The sequence below is a fragment of the Sphingosinicella sp. genome (assembly GCF_052388015.1).
GTDB lineage: Bacteria > Pseudomonadota > Alphaproteobacteria > Sphingomonadales > Sphingomonadaceae > Allosphingosinicella.
The window spans coordinates 1-14,736 of sequence record NZ_JBQTIN010000059.1 but is presented as its reverse complement, the minus strand read 5'-3'; the positions used below and the strand labels follow the sequence as shown (position 1 = coordinate 14,736).

Annotated in this window: 16 protein-coding genes and 2 pseudogenes; 12 read left to right on the top strand and 6 right to left on the bottom strand. The window is 68.5% G+C overall.

Translation table 11 applies throughout. The features are described from left to right. The 6 genes and pseudogenes from ACT4N3_RS05215 to ACT4N3_RS05190 form a co-directional block, all read left to right on the top strand. Positions 1–356 (top strand): annotated as a pseudogene (locus ACT4N3_RS05215) (ubiquinone biosynthesis protein UbiB); the annotation flags it as partial. 4 nt (positions 357–360) lie between these two features. Then, a pseudogene (gene coaBC / locus ACT4N3_RS05210) lies at positions 361–1,554 on the top strand (bifunctional phosphopantothenoylcysteine decarboxylase/phosphopantothenate--cysteine ligase CoaBC). Between the two features lies 1 nt (position 1,555). Beyond that, positions 1,556–1,981, top strand: coding sequence for a DoxX family protein (locus ACT4N3_RS05205; RefSeq protein ID WP_444854148.1), 426 nt, complete (start codon positions 1,556–1,558; stop codon positions 1,979–1,981). After that, the gene (dut, locus tag ACT4N3_RS05200) at positions 1,978–2,415 is read left to right on the top strand and encodes a dUTP diphosphatase (RefSeq protein ID WP_444854147.1); all 438 of its coding nucleotides are present in this window, start codon (positions 1,978–1,980) and stop codon (positions 2,413–2,415) included. Before ACT4N3_RS05205 ends, dut begins: the two co-directional genes overlap by 4 nt. Beyond that, positions 2,412–2,819: a hypothetical protein gene (locus ACT4N3_RS05195; protein WP_444854146.1), complete on the top strand. Its 408-nt coding sequence runs from the start codon at positions 2,412–2,414 to the stop codon at positions 2,817–2,819. Before dut ends, ACT4N3_RS05195 begins: the two co-directional genes overlap by 4 nt. A gap of 16 nt (positions 2,820–2,835) precedes the next feature. Next, on the top strand, positions 2,836–3,609 hold the full coding sequence (locus tag ACT4N3_RS05190) for a HesA/MoeB/ThiF family protein (RefSeq protein ID WP_444854145.1): 774 nt from the start codon (positions 2,836–2,838) through the stop codon (positions 3,607–3,609). Here ACT4N3_RS05190 and ACT4N3_RS05185 read toward each other — a convergent pair. The 3 genes from ACT4N3_RS05185 to topA all read right to left on the bottom strand — a co-directional run bounded on the left by ACT4N3_RS05185 (position 3,589) and on the right by topA (position 7,096). Next, on the bottom strand, positions 3,589–4,044 hold the full coding sequence (locus tag ACT4N3_RS05185; RefSeq protein WP_444854144.1) for a hypothetical protein: 456 nt from the start codon (positions 4,042–4,044) through the stop codon (positions 3,589–3,591). The two genes, ACT4N3_RS05190 and ACT4N3_RS05185, sit on opposite strands and share 21 nt — an antisense overlap. Positions 4,045–4,109: 65 nt before the next feature. Further along, complete coding sequence (locus ACT4N3_RS05180; protein ID WP_444854143.1) at positions 4,110–4,595, bottom strand: FKBP-type peptidyl-prolyl cis-trans isomerase; 486 nt, start codon at positions 4,593–4,595, stop codon at positions 4,110–4,112. Then, positions 4,595–7,096: a type I DNA topoisomerase gene (gene topA / locus ACT4N3_RS05175; RefSeq protein WP_444854142.1), complete on the bottom strand. Its 2,502-nt coding sequence runs from the start codon at positions 7,094–7,096 to the stop codon at positions 4,595–4,597. The genes ACT4N3_RS05180 and topA overlap by 1 nt, the downstream gene beginning before the upstream one ends. 138 nt (positions 7,097–7,234) lie before the next feature. On the opposite strand from topA, the gene ACT4N3_RS05170 reads away from it, so the two are divergent. Beyond that, the gene (locus ACT4N3_RS05170; protein WP_444854141.1) at positions 7,235–8,170 is read left to right on the top strand and encodes a 2OG-Fe(II) oxygenase; all 936 of its coding nucleotides are present in this window, start codon (positions 7,235–7,237) and stop codon (positions 8,168–8,170) included. 78 nt (positions 8,171–8,248) lie between these two features. Here the strand turns inward: ACT4N3_RS05170 and ACT4N3_RS05165 are convergent, their stop codons facing one another. Genes ACT4N3_RS05165 through plsY form a run of 3 tightly spaced genes read right to left on the bottom strand, consistent with a single transcriptional unit; the run spans position 8,249 to position 10,604 of the window. Further along, positions 8,249–8,911, bottom strand: a complete 663-nt coding sequence (locus tag ACT4N3_RS05165; protein WP_444854140.1) for a hypothetical protein — start codon at positions 8,909–8,911, stop codon at positions 8,249–8,251. Then, positions 8,908–9,996, bottom strand: coding sequence for a DNA-processing protein DprA (dprA, locus tag ACT4N3_RS05160; RefSeq protein WP_444854139.1), 1,089 nt, complete (start codon positions 9,994–9,996; stop codon positions 8,908–8,910). Before dprA ends, ACT4N3_RS05165 begins: the two co-directional genes overlap by 4 nt. Further along, entirely contained in the window at positions 9,993–10,604 is a 612-nt protein-coding gene (gene plsY, locus ACT4N3_RS05155) for a glycerol-3-phosphate 1-O-acyltransferase PlsY (RefSeq protein ID WP_444854149.1), read from the bottom strand. Before plsY ends, dprA begins: the two co-directional genes overlap by 4 nt. Positions 10,605–10,697: 93 nt before the next feature. Between plsY and murI the strand changes: the two genes are divergently transcribed. The 5 genes from murI to ACT4N3_RS05130 form a co-directional block, all read left to right on the top strand. Continuing rightward, positions 10,698–11,489 carry a glutamate racemase gene (gene murI / locus ACT4N3_RS05150; RefSeq protein ID WP_444854138.1) on the top strand — a complete coding sequence of 264 codons (792 nt, stop codon included), beginning with the start codon at positions 10,698–10,700 and terminating at the stop codon, positions 11,487–11,489. Positions 11,490–11,564: 75 nt separating this feature from the next. Beyond that, complete coding sequence (locus ACT4N3_RS05145) at positions 11,565–12,023, top strand: RpiB/LacA/LacB family sugar-phosphate isomerase (protein ID WP_444854137.1); 459 nt, start codon at positions 11,565–11,567, stop codon at positions 12,021–12,023. After that, on the top strand, positions 12,020–13,321 hold the full coding sequence (gene glyA, locus ACT4N3_RS05140) for a serine hydroxymethyltransferase (RefSeq protein WP_444854136.1): 1,302 nt from the start codon (positions 12,020–12,022) through the stop codon (positions 13,319–13,321). The genes ACT4N3_RS05145 and glyA overlap by 4 nt, the downstream gene beginning before the upstream one ends. Before the next feature lie 273 nt (positions 13,322–13,594). Next, the gene (gene nrdR / locus ACT4N3_RS05135) at positions 13,595–14,056 is read left to right on the top strand and encodes a transcriptional regulator NrdR (RefSeq protein WP_444854135.1); all 462 of its coding nucleotides are present in this window, start codon (positions 13,595–13,597) and stop codon (positions 14,054–14,056) included. 67 nt (positions 14,057–14,123) lie between these two features. Further along, a partial coding sequence (locus tag ACT4N3_RS05130) for a GIY-YIG nuclease family protein (protein WP_444854134.1) occupies positions 14,124–14,736 on the top strand: 613 nt, incomplete at its 3' end.

Below are 14,736 nucleotides of genomic sequence, written 5' to 3'. Positions count from 1 at the left end.
CGCATCTGCTGCTGTTGCAGAAGACGATGGTGATGGAGGAAGGGGTCGCGACCGCGCTCGATCCCGACATCAACATGTGGGAGACGGCCGAGCCGTTCGTCACCGAATGGGTGCGGACCGAGCTGGGACCCGAGGCGCGGCTCGCCGACGGCATCGTGCGGACCGTGCGGCTGCTGCGGCGGCTGCCCGATCTGATCGAGCGGATCGAGCAAAGCTATCCGGTGCCGGGCGGCGCGCCGCCCGAGCCGCCATTGCCGGAGGTTGTGCTGCTGCGGCCGGCGAGCTGGTGGCGCTATGCGCTGACCGCGGCGATCGGCGCAGCGGCTGGCGCTGCGGCGGTGCAGTACCTAATCTAGGGCGATGCAAAGCAAGCGCATCCTGCTGATCGTCGGCGGCGGTATCGCGGCCTACAAGGCGTGCGAGCTGATCCGGCTGATCCGCAAGGCGGGCGGGAGCGTGCGCTGCGTGCTGACCCAAGGCGGCGCGCAGTTCGTGACGCCGATGACGCTGGCCGCGCTTTCCGAGCAGCCGGTATATACCAGCCTCTGGGACCTCAAGGACGAGGTCGAGATGGGGCATATCCAGCTCAGCCGCGAGGCGGACCTGATCGTCGTCGCTCCGGCGACCGCCGATCTCCTCGCCAAGATGACGGCGGGAATCGCGGACGATCTCGCCACCACCCTGCTGCTCGCGACCGACAAGGCGGTGCTCGCTTGCCCGGCGATGAACGTGCGCATGTGGGAGCATGCCGCGACCCGGCGCAACGTTGCGCGGCTGCGCGAGGACGGCGTGACGATCCTGGAGCCCGACGAGGGCGAGATGGCGTGCGGCGAATATGGCCCGGGGCGGTTGCCCGAGCCGGAGGCGATCCTGGCCGCGATCCGCGAACGGCTCGGCGGCTGAATGCTCGCCGGCAAACATGCCATCGTCACCGCCGGGCCGACGCATGAGCCGATCGATCCGGTCCGTTACATCGCCAACCGCTCGTCGGGAAAGCAGGGCTTCGCGATCGCCGGAGCACTGGCCGCACTCGGCGCGCGGGTGACGCTGATAGCCGGGCCGGTCCATCTGCCGACGCCGGCCGGAGTCGACCGGGTCGATGTCGAAACGGCGCGCGAGATGGCGGCGGCGGTGGAGGCAGCACTGCCGGCGGACGTCGCCGTGATGGTGGCGGCCGTAGCGGATTGGCGGGTCGAGCCGGCGCGAAGCAAGCTCAAGAAACGCGCCAGCGGGCCGCCTGTCCTCTCGCTGGTCGAAAATCCCGACATCCTCGCCGAACTCGCCCGCTCGCCGCATCGCCCCGGCCTATTGATCGGCTTCGCGGCGGAAACCGACAATGTCGTCGGCAATGCGAGCGCGAAGCGGGAGCGCAAGGGGGCGGACTGGATCGTGGCCAACGACGTGTCCGGCCCAAAGGAGACGAGCGTGTTGGGCGGGATCGAGAACAAGGTCCATCTCGTCACCGCCGAAGGCGTCGAGCATTGGGACCGGGCGCCCAAGGCCGAGATCGCGCGCGCACTCGCGACACGTATCGCCGCCGCGCTGGAGGCCTGACATGCGCGACTGGTTGTTCTTGCCCGCCCTCGCCCGTTTCGGCGATCTTGGCCTGCTGCTGCTGCGGCTCGTGACCGGCGCCTTCCTGATCTGGCAGAGCCACGACAATATTTTCAGCGCCGCGCGGATGCATGAGTTCGAGCGCTTCCTGACCCAGTTCAACTTCTGGGCGCCGAGGCTGATGGCGCCGCTGTGCGTCTGGGCGCAGTTCCTGTGCGGAATCTCCCTGGTGCTGGGTCTCGCCACCCGCTGGGCGGGGCTGGTGACGACCTTCGTCTTCATCGTCGCGGTGTGGATGGTGCATTGGCGACAGGATTTCCCGGGCTGGTGGCCGGCTTTGATCCTGGTGTTCCTCGGCATCCTGTTTGCGACCCAGGGCGCTGGCCGCTACGCGCTCGACGCGATGCTGGCCCGAAAGCAAGAATGATCCGAATCGCGCTTAAACGGCTGCCGCATGGCGAGGGCCTGCCGCTGCCCGCTTATGCGAGCAGCGACGCCGCCGGCATGGACGTGGTCGCGGCGGAGAGCCTGACGCTGGCGCCCGGTCAGCGCCACGCGGTGGCGACGGGCTTCGCCATCGCGATTCCGCCCGGCTACGAGATACAGGTGCGGCCTCGATCGGGCCTTGCGCTCAGGCATGGCGTCACCTGCGCGAACACGCCCGGGACGATCGACGCCGACTATCGGGGCGAGGTGAAGATCATCCTCGCCAATATCGGCGAACGGCCATTCGAGGTGGTTCGGGGGGAGCGGATCGCCCAGCTCGTCCCCGCACCCGTGTTGCGGGCGGATTTCGATGTGGTAGAAGAGCTTGACGCCACGCCACGCGGCGCGGGCGGCTTCGGATCGACCGGGAGGTGACCATGATGTTCGGGCTTGTCGTCGCGGCCTTCTTCAACCCCACTGTGCCGGAGAATATCGACGTCGCCGAAGCGAACTGGAACAATTATCCGCGGCTCGAGACGCCGACGCTGGCGATCCCGAACGGCGAGATGGTCACCCGAGTCCAGCGGCTGATGCAAAGTGGCGAATGCAGCTTCGAAGGGCAGCGCCCGCGCCGGTTCAGCATAGACATCAGCTATGGCGTCCAGCTGGACAGCGCCGGCAACGCGACCCGGATCATCGTCGAGGACGTGGGCTGCCGGCCGCTGGAGCTGATGGTCGGCCGGATCGCGGCGGACATCGTCCGGCGCGGCTGGGTCCGCACCGCGCCGCCGGCCCGGCCGACGATCTACGCGAACCGGATCAACTTCAACCTGTCGTGAACCTGACCGACCTGTTGTGGCACTGAGCGACGCGCAGCTCGATCGCTACGCGCGGCATATCGTTCTCAGGGAGATCGGCGGGGCCGGTCAGCAGGCGCTGCTCGCGGCCCATGTCGCGGTGGTCGGCGCCGGCGGCATCGGCGCACCGGCCTTGCTCTATCTGGCGGCGGCGGGGGTCGGACGAATCAGGCTGATCGACGACGATCGGGTGAGCCTCGACAATCTCCAGCGCCAGGTGCTGTTCGGCACCGACGATGTCGGCGAGGGCAAGGCGGAGGTCGCGGCACGAAACCTGGCTCGACTCAATTCCGACAGCCGAATCGATATCGTTCCGGAGCGGCTCGACACGGAAAATGTCGACCGCCTGCTCACCGGGATCGACCTCGTGCTCGACGGCAGCGACAATTTCGCCACCCGGCTCGCCGTATCGGACTGGTGCACCGCCAATCGCGTGCCGCTCGTCTCGGCCGCGATCGGCCAGTTCCAGGTGCAGATCGGGACGTTCCGCGGCTGGCTGCCCGGTCAGCCCTGTTATCGCTGCTTCGTCGGCGATGCGTTCGATGCCGAGGATTGCGACACCTGCTCCGAACTCGGCGTGCTGGGCGCCATGACGGGTCTCGCCGGAAGCTGGGCGGCGCTCGAAGCGATCCGGGCGACCACCGGCTTCGGCGGCGATCCGGGCGGCAAGCTGCATGTCTTCGACGGGCTGGCGCCGTCGCTCAGGACGATCCGGATCGTCAAGGATCCGGCCTGCAGGGGCTGCGGCCGGCTACAGACCGAACAGGCGTAGGCTTTCCTGCCAAAGCAGCGCGGTCGCGTCGGGCTGGCTGAACGCCGAGAGGCCGAGGCCGGCGACGAGGCCGAGCGGCACGATCGTCCAGCCCAGCCTGCCGAGCAGAGACCTGCCGCGTGGAGGCGCGCGAGGCGCGGCGGGAATGAAGGAGATCGGCGGCTCGCCCTCCTCGCGCGGCGTCACCAGATCGCTGCACGGATAGCCGAGGATCGCGGCCTTCTCGATCAGGAACTCGTCGATGGTGAGCGCGCCGGCTTCGCAGAGCCGGGTCAGCCGCTCCAGCGCTTCGAGCCGGGCGTTGGCCGCGGCGATCGCGCCCGCAACCTGGGACGCCGGAGACTGCGCCGACTCGACGATGGGAAACTGGACCGCCTCGCCCGAACCTTCGGCCGAGGGGAAGCCGCGGGAGATGGCGAGGCGGCCCGTACGCATGCCGCAGTTCTAGCCATCGCGCTGTAAAGATTGGCGGACCCAGCGCGGTAAACGCCGGATCAACCTTAGTTGGCCGCCGGCGGCGCGATCGCGATCAGGTCGATGGTGAAGAGCAAGGTGGCGCCGCCGGGGATCGGGCCGCGGCCGTTGCCATAGGCGAGATTGTAGGGGATCGCGAACTCGTAGCGGTCGCCGACGCCCATCATCGGCACGCCCTCCTGCCAGCCGCGGATCAGGCGGCCGAGCGGGAAGGTCGCGGGCTCGCCGCGCCGGACCGAGCTGTCGAATTCGGTGCCGTCGATGAAGGTGCCGACGTAGTGGATCGTCACGGTGTCGGCGACCGTCGGATGGCGACCCGATCCGTTGCCGCTGATTCGCCGCCAGCGCAGCCCGCTCACCGTGCGATGCCAGCCCTGGGCCGGATCGAGCCGGTTGAGATACTGGAAATGCCAGTCCGCACTGGCCGGATTCGGCGTCGCGGCCGGCGTTTCCTGCGCCGCGGCGGCGGCGGCGATCGTCACGGCAAGCAGTGCCGAAGCGGTTCGCAGCATCATTTCTTCCCCCTCTTTGCCGGAGCGCGCCGGGCCCTGCCCTTTTTTGCCGGGCCCTTGGCGGCGCGTTCGTCGATCAGCTGCGCCGCCTCTTCCAGCGTGAGCTGGTCCGGCGCAAGCGACTTCGGCAATGTCGCGTTGGTGGTGCCGTCGGTGACGTAAGGACCGAAGCGACCGTCCATCAGCTTGATCTCGGCCTCGGTGCGCGGATGGGGGCCGAGCAGCTTGAGCGGCTCGCGCGAGCCGGCGCGGCGGCCGCCGCCATTGGCGGCGTCGGCGAGCTTCGCCACCGCGGTGTTCATGCCGACTTCGAACACCTCCGCGGTCGAGGCGAGCTTCGCAAATTTGCCGTCGTGGGCGAGATAGGGTCCGTAGCGGCCGATGCTGGCGGTGATCGGCTTACCGGTCTCCGGGTGGTCGCCGACGGTGCGCGGCAAAGACAGGAAGCGGAGCGCGATCTCCAGGTCCGCGTCGGCGGCGGGCACGTCCTTGGGTAGCGAGGCTCGCTTCGCCTCCTTGCCGTCGCCGAGCTGGAAATAGGGGCCGAAACGGCCGGCGCGGAGGGTCACGTCCTGGCCGGTTTCCGGGTCCTGCCCCAGCACCCGCGGCCCGCTGTCGGCGCTCGTCTCATCGCCCTGACCGAAGCGGCGGGTATATTTGCATTCGGGATAGTTGGAGCATGCGACGAACGCGCCGAACTTGCCGCCGCGCAGGCCGAGCCTGCCCGTGCCGCAGAGCGGGCAAAGGCGCGGATCGCTGCCGTCGCCCTTGTCGGGGAACAGGAAGGGCGCGAGGAAATCGTCGAGCGCGGCGGTGATCTCGCTCGGCTTCTGCTCCAGCACCTCGGCGGTCTTCGGCTTGAAGTCCCGCCAGAATTCTTCGAGCACCGCCTGCCAGTTCGCCCGGCCGCCGGAGATGTCGTCGAGCTCGTCCTCGAGATGGGCGGTGAAATCGTAGGAGACGTAGCGCTCGAAGAAGCGCTCCAGGAACGCGGTCACCAGCCGGCCGCTCTCCTGCGGAATGAAGCGGTTCTTCTCCAGAAGGACGTAATCTCGGTCCTTCAGCGTCTGCAGGATCGACGCGTAGGTGGAGGGGCGGCCGATGCCGAGCTCCTCCATCTTCTTGACCAGGCTCGCCTCGGAATAGCGCGGCGGCGGCTGGGTGAAATGCTGCTCGGCCTGAACGCCCTTTTTGGCCGGCGTGTCGCCTTCGCGAAGGCGCGGCAGGCGACGCGAATCCTCGTCCTCGGCGTCGTCCCGGCCTTCCTCATAGAGCGCGAGGAAGCCCGGGAAGAGCACGACCTGGCCGGTGGCGCGCAGGGCGTGCTGCCCGGTGGCGTCGGCCAGCTCCGCGGTCGTGCGCTCAAGCCGCGCCGAGGCCATCTGGCTGGCCAGCGCGCGCTTCCAGATCAGCTCGTACAGCCGGGCATGGTCGCCGGAGCCGGCGCGGTCGCGCGAGAAATCGGTCGGGCGGATCGCCTCGTGCGCCTCCTGGGCGTTCTTCGCCTTGGTCTCGTAGTGGCGCGGCTTGTCCGGAACGTAGCCCGCGTCGTAGCGGTCGGCGACCGCCTTGCGTGCGGCCGAGATCGCTTCGGGCGCCATCTGAACGCCGTCGGTCCGCATGTAGGTGATCGCGCCGTCCTCGTAGAGGCTCTGCGCCACGCGCATCGTCTGGCTGGCCGAGAAGCCCAATTTGCGCGCCGCCTCCTGCTGCAGGGTCGAGGTGGTGAACGGCGGCGGCGGATTGCGCGTGAGCGGCCTGGTTTCGACCGAGACCACGCCGAAACGTCCCTCCTCGACCGCCTTCTTCGCGGCGAGCGCGGTGCCCTCATCGCCGATCGACAGCCGTTCCAGCTTCTCGCCATTGTAGCGGACAAGGCGGGCGAGGAATTCGGTGCCGTCCGCCTCCAAGGTCGCCGTGACGCTCCAATATTCCTGGGTGCGGAACAGCTCGATCTCGCGCTCGCGGTCGACGATCAGGCGCAGCGCCACCGATTGGACGCGGCCGGCCGATTTGGCGCCCGGCAGCTTGCGCCACAGCACCGGCGAGAGAGTGAAGCCGACCAGATAATCGAGGGCGCGGCGGGCGCGGTAGGCGTCAACAAGGTCGTCATCCAACTGGCGCGGATGGGCCATCGCCTCGGTCACCGCACTTTTTGTGATCGCGTTGAAGGTGATGCGCTCAACATGCTGCGGCAGAGCCTTTTTCTTCGCCAGCACTTCCCTGACATGCCAGCTGATCGCCTCCCCTTCGCGGTCGGGATCGGTGGCGAGGATCAGCGTGTCCGCCTTCTTCGCCTCGTCGGTGATCGCCTTCAATTGCCGCGCCTTGTCGGCATAATTTTCCCAGATCATCGCGAAGCCGTCGTCGGGATCGACCGAGCCGTCCTTCGGCGGCAGATCGCGGACATGGCCGTAGGAGGCGAGCACCCGATGCCCGATGCCCAGATATTTTTCGATGGTTTTCGCCTTGGCCGGCGATTCGACGATGACGAGCTTCATGCGGCCCCGTTCTGTCCTTCACGTGTACGCGCGAGGGTGGGAAGGCTCCCGGGGGTTCGTCAAGTGCGCAGCGCCGGGCTGGCGGCGTCGCCGGGGCGCTGGCATAGGCGGGCCATGCAGCCGCCTCATCCCATGCTCGTGCAGGCCTTTCAGCTGCTGGGCGCCGGGCGCGCGCCGGAAGCGATCCTGATCGTCAACCGGCTCGCGGCTCAGGGCGACGCCAATGCGCAGCTGACCCTCGCCGAGATGACCTGGGGCGGGATGGTGAAGCAGGACCCGGTCGCGGCGCGCGTGCTGTTCGAGAAATCGGCGCAAGGCGGCAATGCAATCGCGGCGACGCGCGTCACCAACCTTCTGGCCAGCGGCATCGCCGGCGCGCGGGACTGGGGCGCGGCGCTCGACCGGCTGGGCGAGGAAGCGCGGCGCGACCCGGCGCGCAAGGCGGCGCTGGAGCTGATCGTCAAGATGAGGCTGGACGATGCGGGCGACCCGGTGACGCTGCCGGCACCCGAGCGCCTGAGCGACGCGCCGGACGTGATCATGTCTCGCCAGCTCTTCACCGCAGCCGAATGCGACTATCTCGCCCGGCTCGCGGCGCCGGGCTTCACACCTTCGGTGGTGAACGACGCGGCCGGCAAGGCGGTGCGCGATCCGATCCGCACCTCCGACGGCTCGACCCTCCACTGGCTGATCGAGGACCCCGCGGTCCATGCGCTCAACCGGCGGCTCGCCGCGGCGGCCGGAACCGATGCCGGTCAGGGCGAAGCGATGCAGATCCTGCGCTATCGGCCGGGCGAGCAATACCGGCCGCATTTCGATTTCGTCCGCGCTTCCGACAACCAGCGGATGATGACGGCGCTCGTCTATCTCAACGAGGATTATGAGGGCGGCGAGACTTCATTCGTGAAGACCGGGCTCAAGGTGAAGGGGCTCAAAGGCGACGCGCTGATTTTCCGCAGCGCCACGGCGGACCGCGAGATCGACCCGCTGTCGGAGCATGCCGGACTGCCGGTGACGCGCGGCGTCAAGCTGCTCGCCAGCCGCTGGATCAGGGAGAAACGCTGGGTGCCGTGATGCGAGCTATTGCGAGGCGGTCCGGCCCGCACGCCGCGTTAGTCTGGAAAGGAGACCGGTGCCTCCAGGCCCGTCGGCTCATTCGAAGATTTCGCCGAGTTTGGGCGAATCATGGAAGAGCGTGAAGATCGCGACCGAGGCATACCAGCCAGCAATGCGCGACGCCTCCAACGCGAGGTTCGCGACAGCGACCAAGCCGATCGCGCTTGTTTCCGGCAGCGACAACCACAGCGAGTCCCACGCCAATAGCAAGCCCGCCATGGCCGCGAGACCGGGCGCATAGATGATCAGAAACGCCAGCAGGATCGGCGACGTCCGCCCGCGCGTTTCCTGAAAGCCGCGCGACAGGCAGGCGAAAACGCCCTCGCCGCTCGTCAACAGCAACGGCAAGGTCGTCGACCAGCGTGCGAGCAGGATCAGCCCCGGCACGACCAGCAGCAGGAGGCCGACCGCGGTGGCCAGGACCGTGACCAGGCTCATCCCGAAAAAGGCGAGCAGCCGCGATCGCGCCGTCACACTGTAGCCCAAGTCGCCCAGCACCGCGCGGGTAAGGGCGTATTGCAGCACCAATGTCAGGATCGAGAGGAACAGCATCATCGCGCGCTCGCCCTCGCCCGTGACCAGCCCCGCGTCGATCGTCGCATACCCGCCCGCCAAGGCGACAAGCGCGAGGGCTACGCGAGCCGCGTGGCGCCGGAGCAGGCGTCCCGTGCGCCGGATCACATGACCGGCATCGCTCATGCCAGCGCCACCCGGCCACCGGCGTGGCGAGCGAGATGACCGGCCAGTTCGAGCTCCAGCAGAACGAGCTGGACGGCGGCGGCAGGCAGGCCGGACTGGCGGACCAGCTCGTCGACGGGGACCGGCGTCGGGCTGATCAGGTCGCGGATCGCGCGGCGTTCGCTGTCGCCGGCCTCGGCCGGCTCCTCAGCGACAGCCTGGCGCTGCCGCGACGGGCGCGCGGGGCCGAGATGGAGCGGGCGAATGGCTTCCAGCACGTCCTCGGCGGTCTGGACCAGGGTCGCGCCCTCGCGGATCAGCTGGTTGCAGCCCTGGGCGCGGGGATCGAGTGGCGAGCCGGGGATCGCCATCACCTCGCGGCCATAATCGGCGGCATGGCGGGCGGTGATCAGCGAGCCGGACTTGGGCGCCGCCTCGATCACCACCGTGCCGGCGGCAAGGCCGGCGATGATCCTGTTGCGATAAGGGAAATGGCGCGCGCGCGGCTCCACGCCGGGCGGCTGTTCCGCGATCAACAGGCCCTTTGTCCCGATCGCGCGCTGCCGCTCCTCATTTTCGGGCGGGTAGAAGATGTCGATGCCGCCGGCGATCACCGCGACGGTGCCGGTGTCGAACGCGCCGTCATGGGCGGCGGTGTCGATGCCGCGCGCGAGGCCAGAGACGATCGCCGTGCCGGTCTGGCCGAGATCGCGGGCGAGCTGGCGGGCGAAGCGGCACGCGGCGGCCGAGGCGTTGCGCGCTCCCACCATCGCCACCGTCGGGCGTGCCAGCAGAGCCGTATCGCCGCTGACGATCAGTACGGGCGGCGCGCTGTCGATCTCGGCGAGCAAGGCGGGATAGGCGTCGTCGTCGCGGAACAGGTAGCGCGCGCCGAGCCTCGTGACCTCGGTGATCTCACTCTCCACCTCGGCCGCGGTCGCCAGCTTGCCGGGCCGTCCACCGCCGCGCCGGGCGAGGTCTGGGATGGCGTCGAGCGCCGCCTGCGCCGAGCCGAAACGGGCGACCAGCTGCGCATAGGTAACCGGGCCGATCTTGTCGGAACGGATCAGACGCAGCCGAGCGACGATATCGGCAGGCGCGCTCAAGCGGCCTTGCTCCGCCCGACCTTCGGCTCTGTACCGCGCCAGAGGCGAGCGATATTCTCGCGGTGTCGCCAGAGGACGAGCAAAGCGAGGCCGGCGAACAAAGGCGCGAGGCCGAAGCGGCCCATCGCCGCAGCGGCGATCGGGGCACTGACCGCAGCCGCCATCCCGCCCGCCGAGGAGTAGCGGGTCAGGAGCAGCGCCAGCACCCAGACCAGAGCGGCGATGAGGCCGATCGGCCAGGCGAGCGCGGCGACGACGCCAAGCAGGGTCGCGACCCCCTTCCCGCCCCTGAAGCGCAGCCAGACCGGGTAGAGATGGCCGATAAAGGCGGCGAGGCCGGCGAGCGGATCGAGCGCCAATTCCGGCCAGATCAGCCGGGCAAGCAGCACCGCCGCCGCGCCCTTCGCCGCATCGAGCAGCAAGGTGGCGGCGGCGAGGCCCTTGCGGCCGGTCCGCAGCACGTTGGTCGCGCCGATATTGCCCGAGCCGATATTGCGCACGTCGCCGAGCCCGGCGGCGCGGGTCAGCAGCAGCCCGAACGGGATCGAGCCGAGCAGATAGCCGCCGACGATCGCGGCGAGCGGCGGGAACAGGGTTTCGAACGTGATCACAACGCCCCCATATCGCGTGGGTAAAGCAGCGGCGCGGGAGCGCGCAACCGCGTTTGCCGCCAAAGCGGACGGCCGCTAAGCCTTCGGGCCGTGACGCGGCCGCTGCTCATCTTCGATTCCGGGGTCGGCGGCCTCTCCGTGCTCGCCGAGATCGCGAGGCTGATGCCGACCGCGCCGATCGTCTATGCGGCGGACAGCGGTGGCTTTCCCTACGGCACCAAGACGGAACGCGAGGTGACCGCACGGGTGCCGGCTTTGCTCGGCAGGCTGGAGGAGCGCTACGATCCCGCCCTCATCGTCATCGCCTGCAACACCGCCTCGACGATCGCTCTCGACTGGGTGCGTGCGGCGCTCGATCTGCCGGTCGTCGGCACGGTGCCGGCAATCAAGCCGGCGGCGGCGCTCAGCAAGACCCGGACGATCGGCGTGCTCGGCACCGAGGCGACGGTGGTGCAACCCTATGTCGACCGGCTGGCGGCGGAGTTCGCGGCGGACTGCACGGTGATCCGGCACGGCTCGGCGGAGCTGGTCGAACTGGCGGAAGCGAAATTGCGCGGCGAACCGGCCGACGCCGACGCCTATCGCGCCATCCTCGCCGGACTGCTCAATCAGCCGGGCGGCGAGAGAATCGACACCGTGGTGCTGGCCTGCACGCACTTCCCGCTGGTGCGGGAGGAGCTGGAAGCGGCCAGCCCGCGCCCGCTCGCCTTCGTCGATGGCGCAGCCGGGATTGCGCGGCGCACCCAGTGGCTGACGCGCGACCTGGCCTGGCCCAAGGTACCGTCGGAAGGACGCGCGGTGGTGACCGGCGCGCTGGAGGCGGCCGAGCCCTATCGTGCCGGCTTCGCCCGCTTCGGCCTCACCCGGATCGACAAGCTCTAGCGCAATCGGTGGTGGCGAATCCGGCCGGCCGCGCCTAGATGTGGGCCAGTTGGAAATCCGAACAAGGCAAGCCAAATGGGCGAGCGGATCGTCATTGCTTCCGATCATGCGGCGGTCGCGCTGAAGGCGCTGCTGTTGGCGCATCTCAGCGAAGGCGGCCATGACGTGACCGATCTCGGCCCCGACGGCATCGATCCGGTCGATTATCCCGATTATGGCTACAAGATCGCCGAGGAGATCGCCGCCGGGCGGGCGACGCGCGGCATCGCCTTGTGCGGGTCCGGCATCGGCATTTCGATCTCGGTCAACCGTCATCCCGCCGCGCGCTGCGCGCGGGTCGACGAGCCGCTCTCGGCGACGCTGGCCCGCCGCCACAATGACGCCAATGTGATCGCCATGGGCGCGCGCCTGATCGGGCCGGACATGGCCAAGGCCTGCATCGACGCCTTCCTCTCAACGCCGTTCGACGGCGGCCGCCACGAACGCCGCGTCGAGAAGCTCTCCCATCCCCATTTCGCCAAGGAGCCCGCATGAGCAGCCGACCCGTCTCCGAACCCGACGGCTTCTTCACTGACAGACTCGGTCAGGCCGATCGCGCCGTCGCCGATGCGGTCCGCGCCGAGCTCGACCGGCAGCAGAACCAGATCGAGCTGATCGCATCGGAGAATATCGTCAGCCGCGCGGTGCTGGAGGCGCAGGGCTCGGTCCTCACCAATAAATATGCCGAAGGCTATCCGGGCCGGCGTTATTATCAGGGCTGCGCGCCTTCGGACTCCGTCGAGAATCTGGCGATCGAACGGGCCCGGCAGCTGTTCGGCTGCGGCTTCGCCAACGTCCAGCCGCATTCGGGCGCGCAGGCGAACGGCGCGGTGATGCTGGCGCTCACCAAGCCCGGCGACACGATCATGGGCATGAGCCTCGACGCCGGCGGCCACCTGACCCACGGGGCCAAGCCCGCGATGAGCGGCAAATGGTTCAACGCCGTCCAATATGGCGTGCGGCGCGACGATGATCTGATCGACTTCGAGCAAGTCGAGAGCCTCGCGAAAGAGCACCGGCCGACCTTGATCATCGCCGGCGGCTCGGCCTATCCGCGCCACATCGATTTCGCCCGCTTCCGGGCGATCGCCGACGAGGTCGGGGCGATCTTCATGGTCGACATAGCGCATTTCGCCGGCCTGGTCGCGGCGGGCGAGCACCCTTCCCCCTTCGGTCACGCCGATGTCGTCACCACCACGACGCACAAGACCTTGCGCGGCCCGCGTGGCGGCATGGTGCTGACCGACGACGAGGCGATCGCCAAGAAGATCAACTCGGCGGTCTTTCCCGGCCTTCAGGGCGGTCCGCTGATGCACGTCATCGCCGCCAAGGCGGTGGCGTTCGGCGAGGCGCTGCGGCCCGAGTTCAAATCCTATGCGCGCGACGTGATCGCCAATGCCAAGGCGCTGGCCGGGCGCCTCAAGGAGCGCGGCGCCGATCTCGTCTCCGGCGGCACGGACACGCATCTGGCACTGGTCGATCTCCGTCCGATCGGCGTTACCGGCAAGGATGCCGACGAGGCGCTGGAGCGCGCGGCAATCACCTGCAACAAGAACGGCGTTCCCTTCGATCCGCTGCCGCCGGTCAAGACCAGCGGCATCCGCGTCGGCTCGCCGGCCGGTACCACGCGCGGCTTCGGCGTCGCCGAATTCCGCGACATCGCCGACATGGTGGCGGATGTGCTGGAGGGCCTGCGGGTCAATGGCGAAGAGGGGAACGGTGCTGTCGAGGCCGGCGTGAAAGCGCGAGTCCGCGAGCTTTGCGCCCGCTTCCCGATCTATCCGGAGCAATGAGGGTCCAAACCCGGTGCTGGAGGCGGTCGTGACGGGCTGCCATTTGTTGTCCGGCAAGGAACGAGGTGGGAGCGATGGACCTTCCATCGTGACCGACCGAGCGACGCTGTCCGGGCAGCAAAGGACAGCCCGCCGCTTTGCGGTCGGCCGGAGAAACCGACTGGCTGCGTCGGCCGGCTCGACCGGGCTGCCAGGCCCGGCCTTCACCATCCTTCTATCCAGCCGGCTTCTCCGGCCGATCACGGCCACCTCCAGCACCGGGTTTGGACCCTGATGCGCTGCCCTTTCTGCGCCCATGAAGACAGCCAGGTGAAGGACAGCCGGCCGACCGAGGACGGCTCGGCGATCCGGCGGCGGCGGCAGTGCGAGGATTGCGGCGCCCGCTTCACGACCTTCGAGCGGATCCAGCTGCGCGAGCTGACGGTGCTCAAATCCGAGGACAAGCGCGAGCCGTTCGACCGCGCCAAGCTGGAGCGATCGATCGAGATCGCCTGCCGCAAGCGTCCGGTGCCGCGCGAGCGGATCGAGCGGCTCGCCTCCTCCATCCAGCGCCAGATCGAAACGTCGGGCGAGAGCGAGATGCCCTCGGCCCGGATCGGCGAGATGGTGATGGAGGGCCTGAAGGCGCTCGACCCGGTCGCCTATATCCGCTTCGCCAGCGTCTATAAGGATTTCCGGGAGGCGAAGGATTTCGAGGATTTCGCGGGAGCGGTGAGCGAAGCGGGGAAGGAATAGCGCTCCCAACAACTGCTCATCCTGAGTAGGGCTGAGCCGGGCGAAGGCCCGTATCGAAGGATTTGAATTGGACTTCTACGCTTACCTGCTCAGGTGCGCGGACGGCAGCTACTATGCTGGTCATACCGATGATCTCGACGCGCGCGTCGCTCAGCACCAGGCGGGTTCCATTCCGGGCTACACGAAAAAGCGAAGGCCGATTGCGCTTGCATGGTCGGATCGCTTTCCCGATCGGGATCAAGCTTTCGCAGCGGAGCGCCAGATCAAGGGTTGGAGCCGCGCGAAAAAGGAGGCGTTGATCCGCGGCGATTGGGAGGCTTTGCGCAGTCTCTCGAGCCGAGCGGTCCTTCGAGACGCCGCTTCGACAGGCTCAGCGGCTCCTCAGGATGAGCGACTAGCATCATCTGCTACGCTCGCTCATCCTGAGGAGCGACTGAGCGAAGTCGAAGGCGCGTCTCGAAGGACCCCCGCCATCGTCCTCGTCCGGCCGCAGCTCGGCGAGAATATCGGCAAGGCGGCGCGGGCGATGTTGAACTTCGGGCTGACCGACATACGGCTTGTCGCGCCGCGCGACGGGTGGCCCAATCCGGGCGCCGGGCCGGCGGCATCGGGGGCGGATATCGTGCTGGAACGGGCCCGGGTGTTCGAAAGCGTGGCCGAAGCGGTGGCGGATTGTCCGT

Coding starts and splice junctions, on each gene's coding strand:
- ACT4N3_RS05205 (WP_444854148.1), top strand. CDS start 1,556: ATGCGCGACTGGTTGTTCTTGCCCGCCCTCGCCCGTTTCGGCGATCTT.
- dut (WP_444854147.1), top strand. CDS start 1,978: ATGATCCGAATCGCGCTTAAACGGCTGCCGCATGGCGAGGGCCTGCCG.
- ACT4N3_RS05185 (WP_444854144.1), bottom strand. CDS start 4,044: ATGCGTACGGGCCGCCTCGCCATCTCCCGCGGCTTCCCCTCGGCCGAA.
- ACT4N3_RS05180 (WP_444854143.1), bottom strand. CDS start 4,595: ATGCTGCGAACCGCTTCGGCACTGCTTGCCGTGACGATCGCCGCCGCC.
- topA (WP_444854142.1), bottom strand. CDS start 7,096: ATGAAGCTCGTCATCGTCGAATCGCCGGCCAAGGCGAAAACCATCGAA.
- ACT4N3_RS05165 (WP_444854140.1), bottom strand. CDS start 8,911: ATGAGCGATGCCGGTCATGTGATCCGGCGCACGGGACGCCTGCTCCGG.
- ACT4N3_RS05145 (WP_444854137.1), top strand. CDS start 11,565: ATGGGCGAGCGGATCGTCATTGCTTCCGATCATGCGGCGGTCGCGCTG.
- glyA (WP_444854136.1), top strand. CDS start 12,020: ATGAGCAGCCGACCCGTCTCCGAACCCGACGGCTTCTTCACTGACAGA.
- nrdR (WP_444854135.1), top strand. CDS start 13,595: ATGCGCTGCCCTTTCTGCGCCCATGAAGACAGCCAGGTGAAGGACAGC.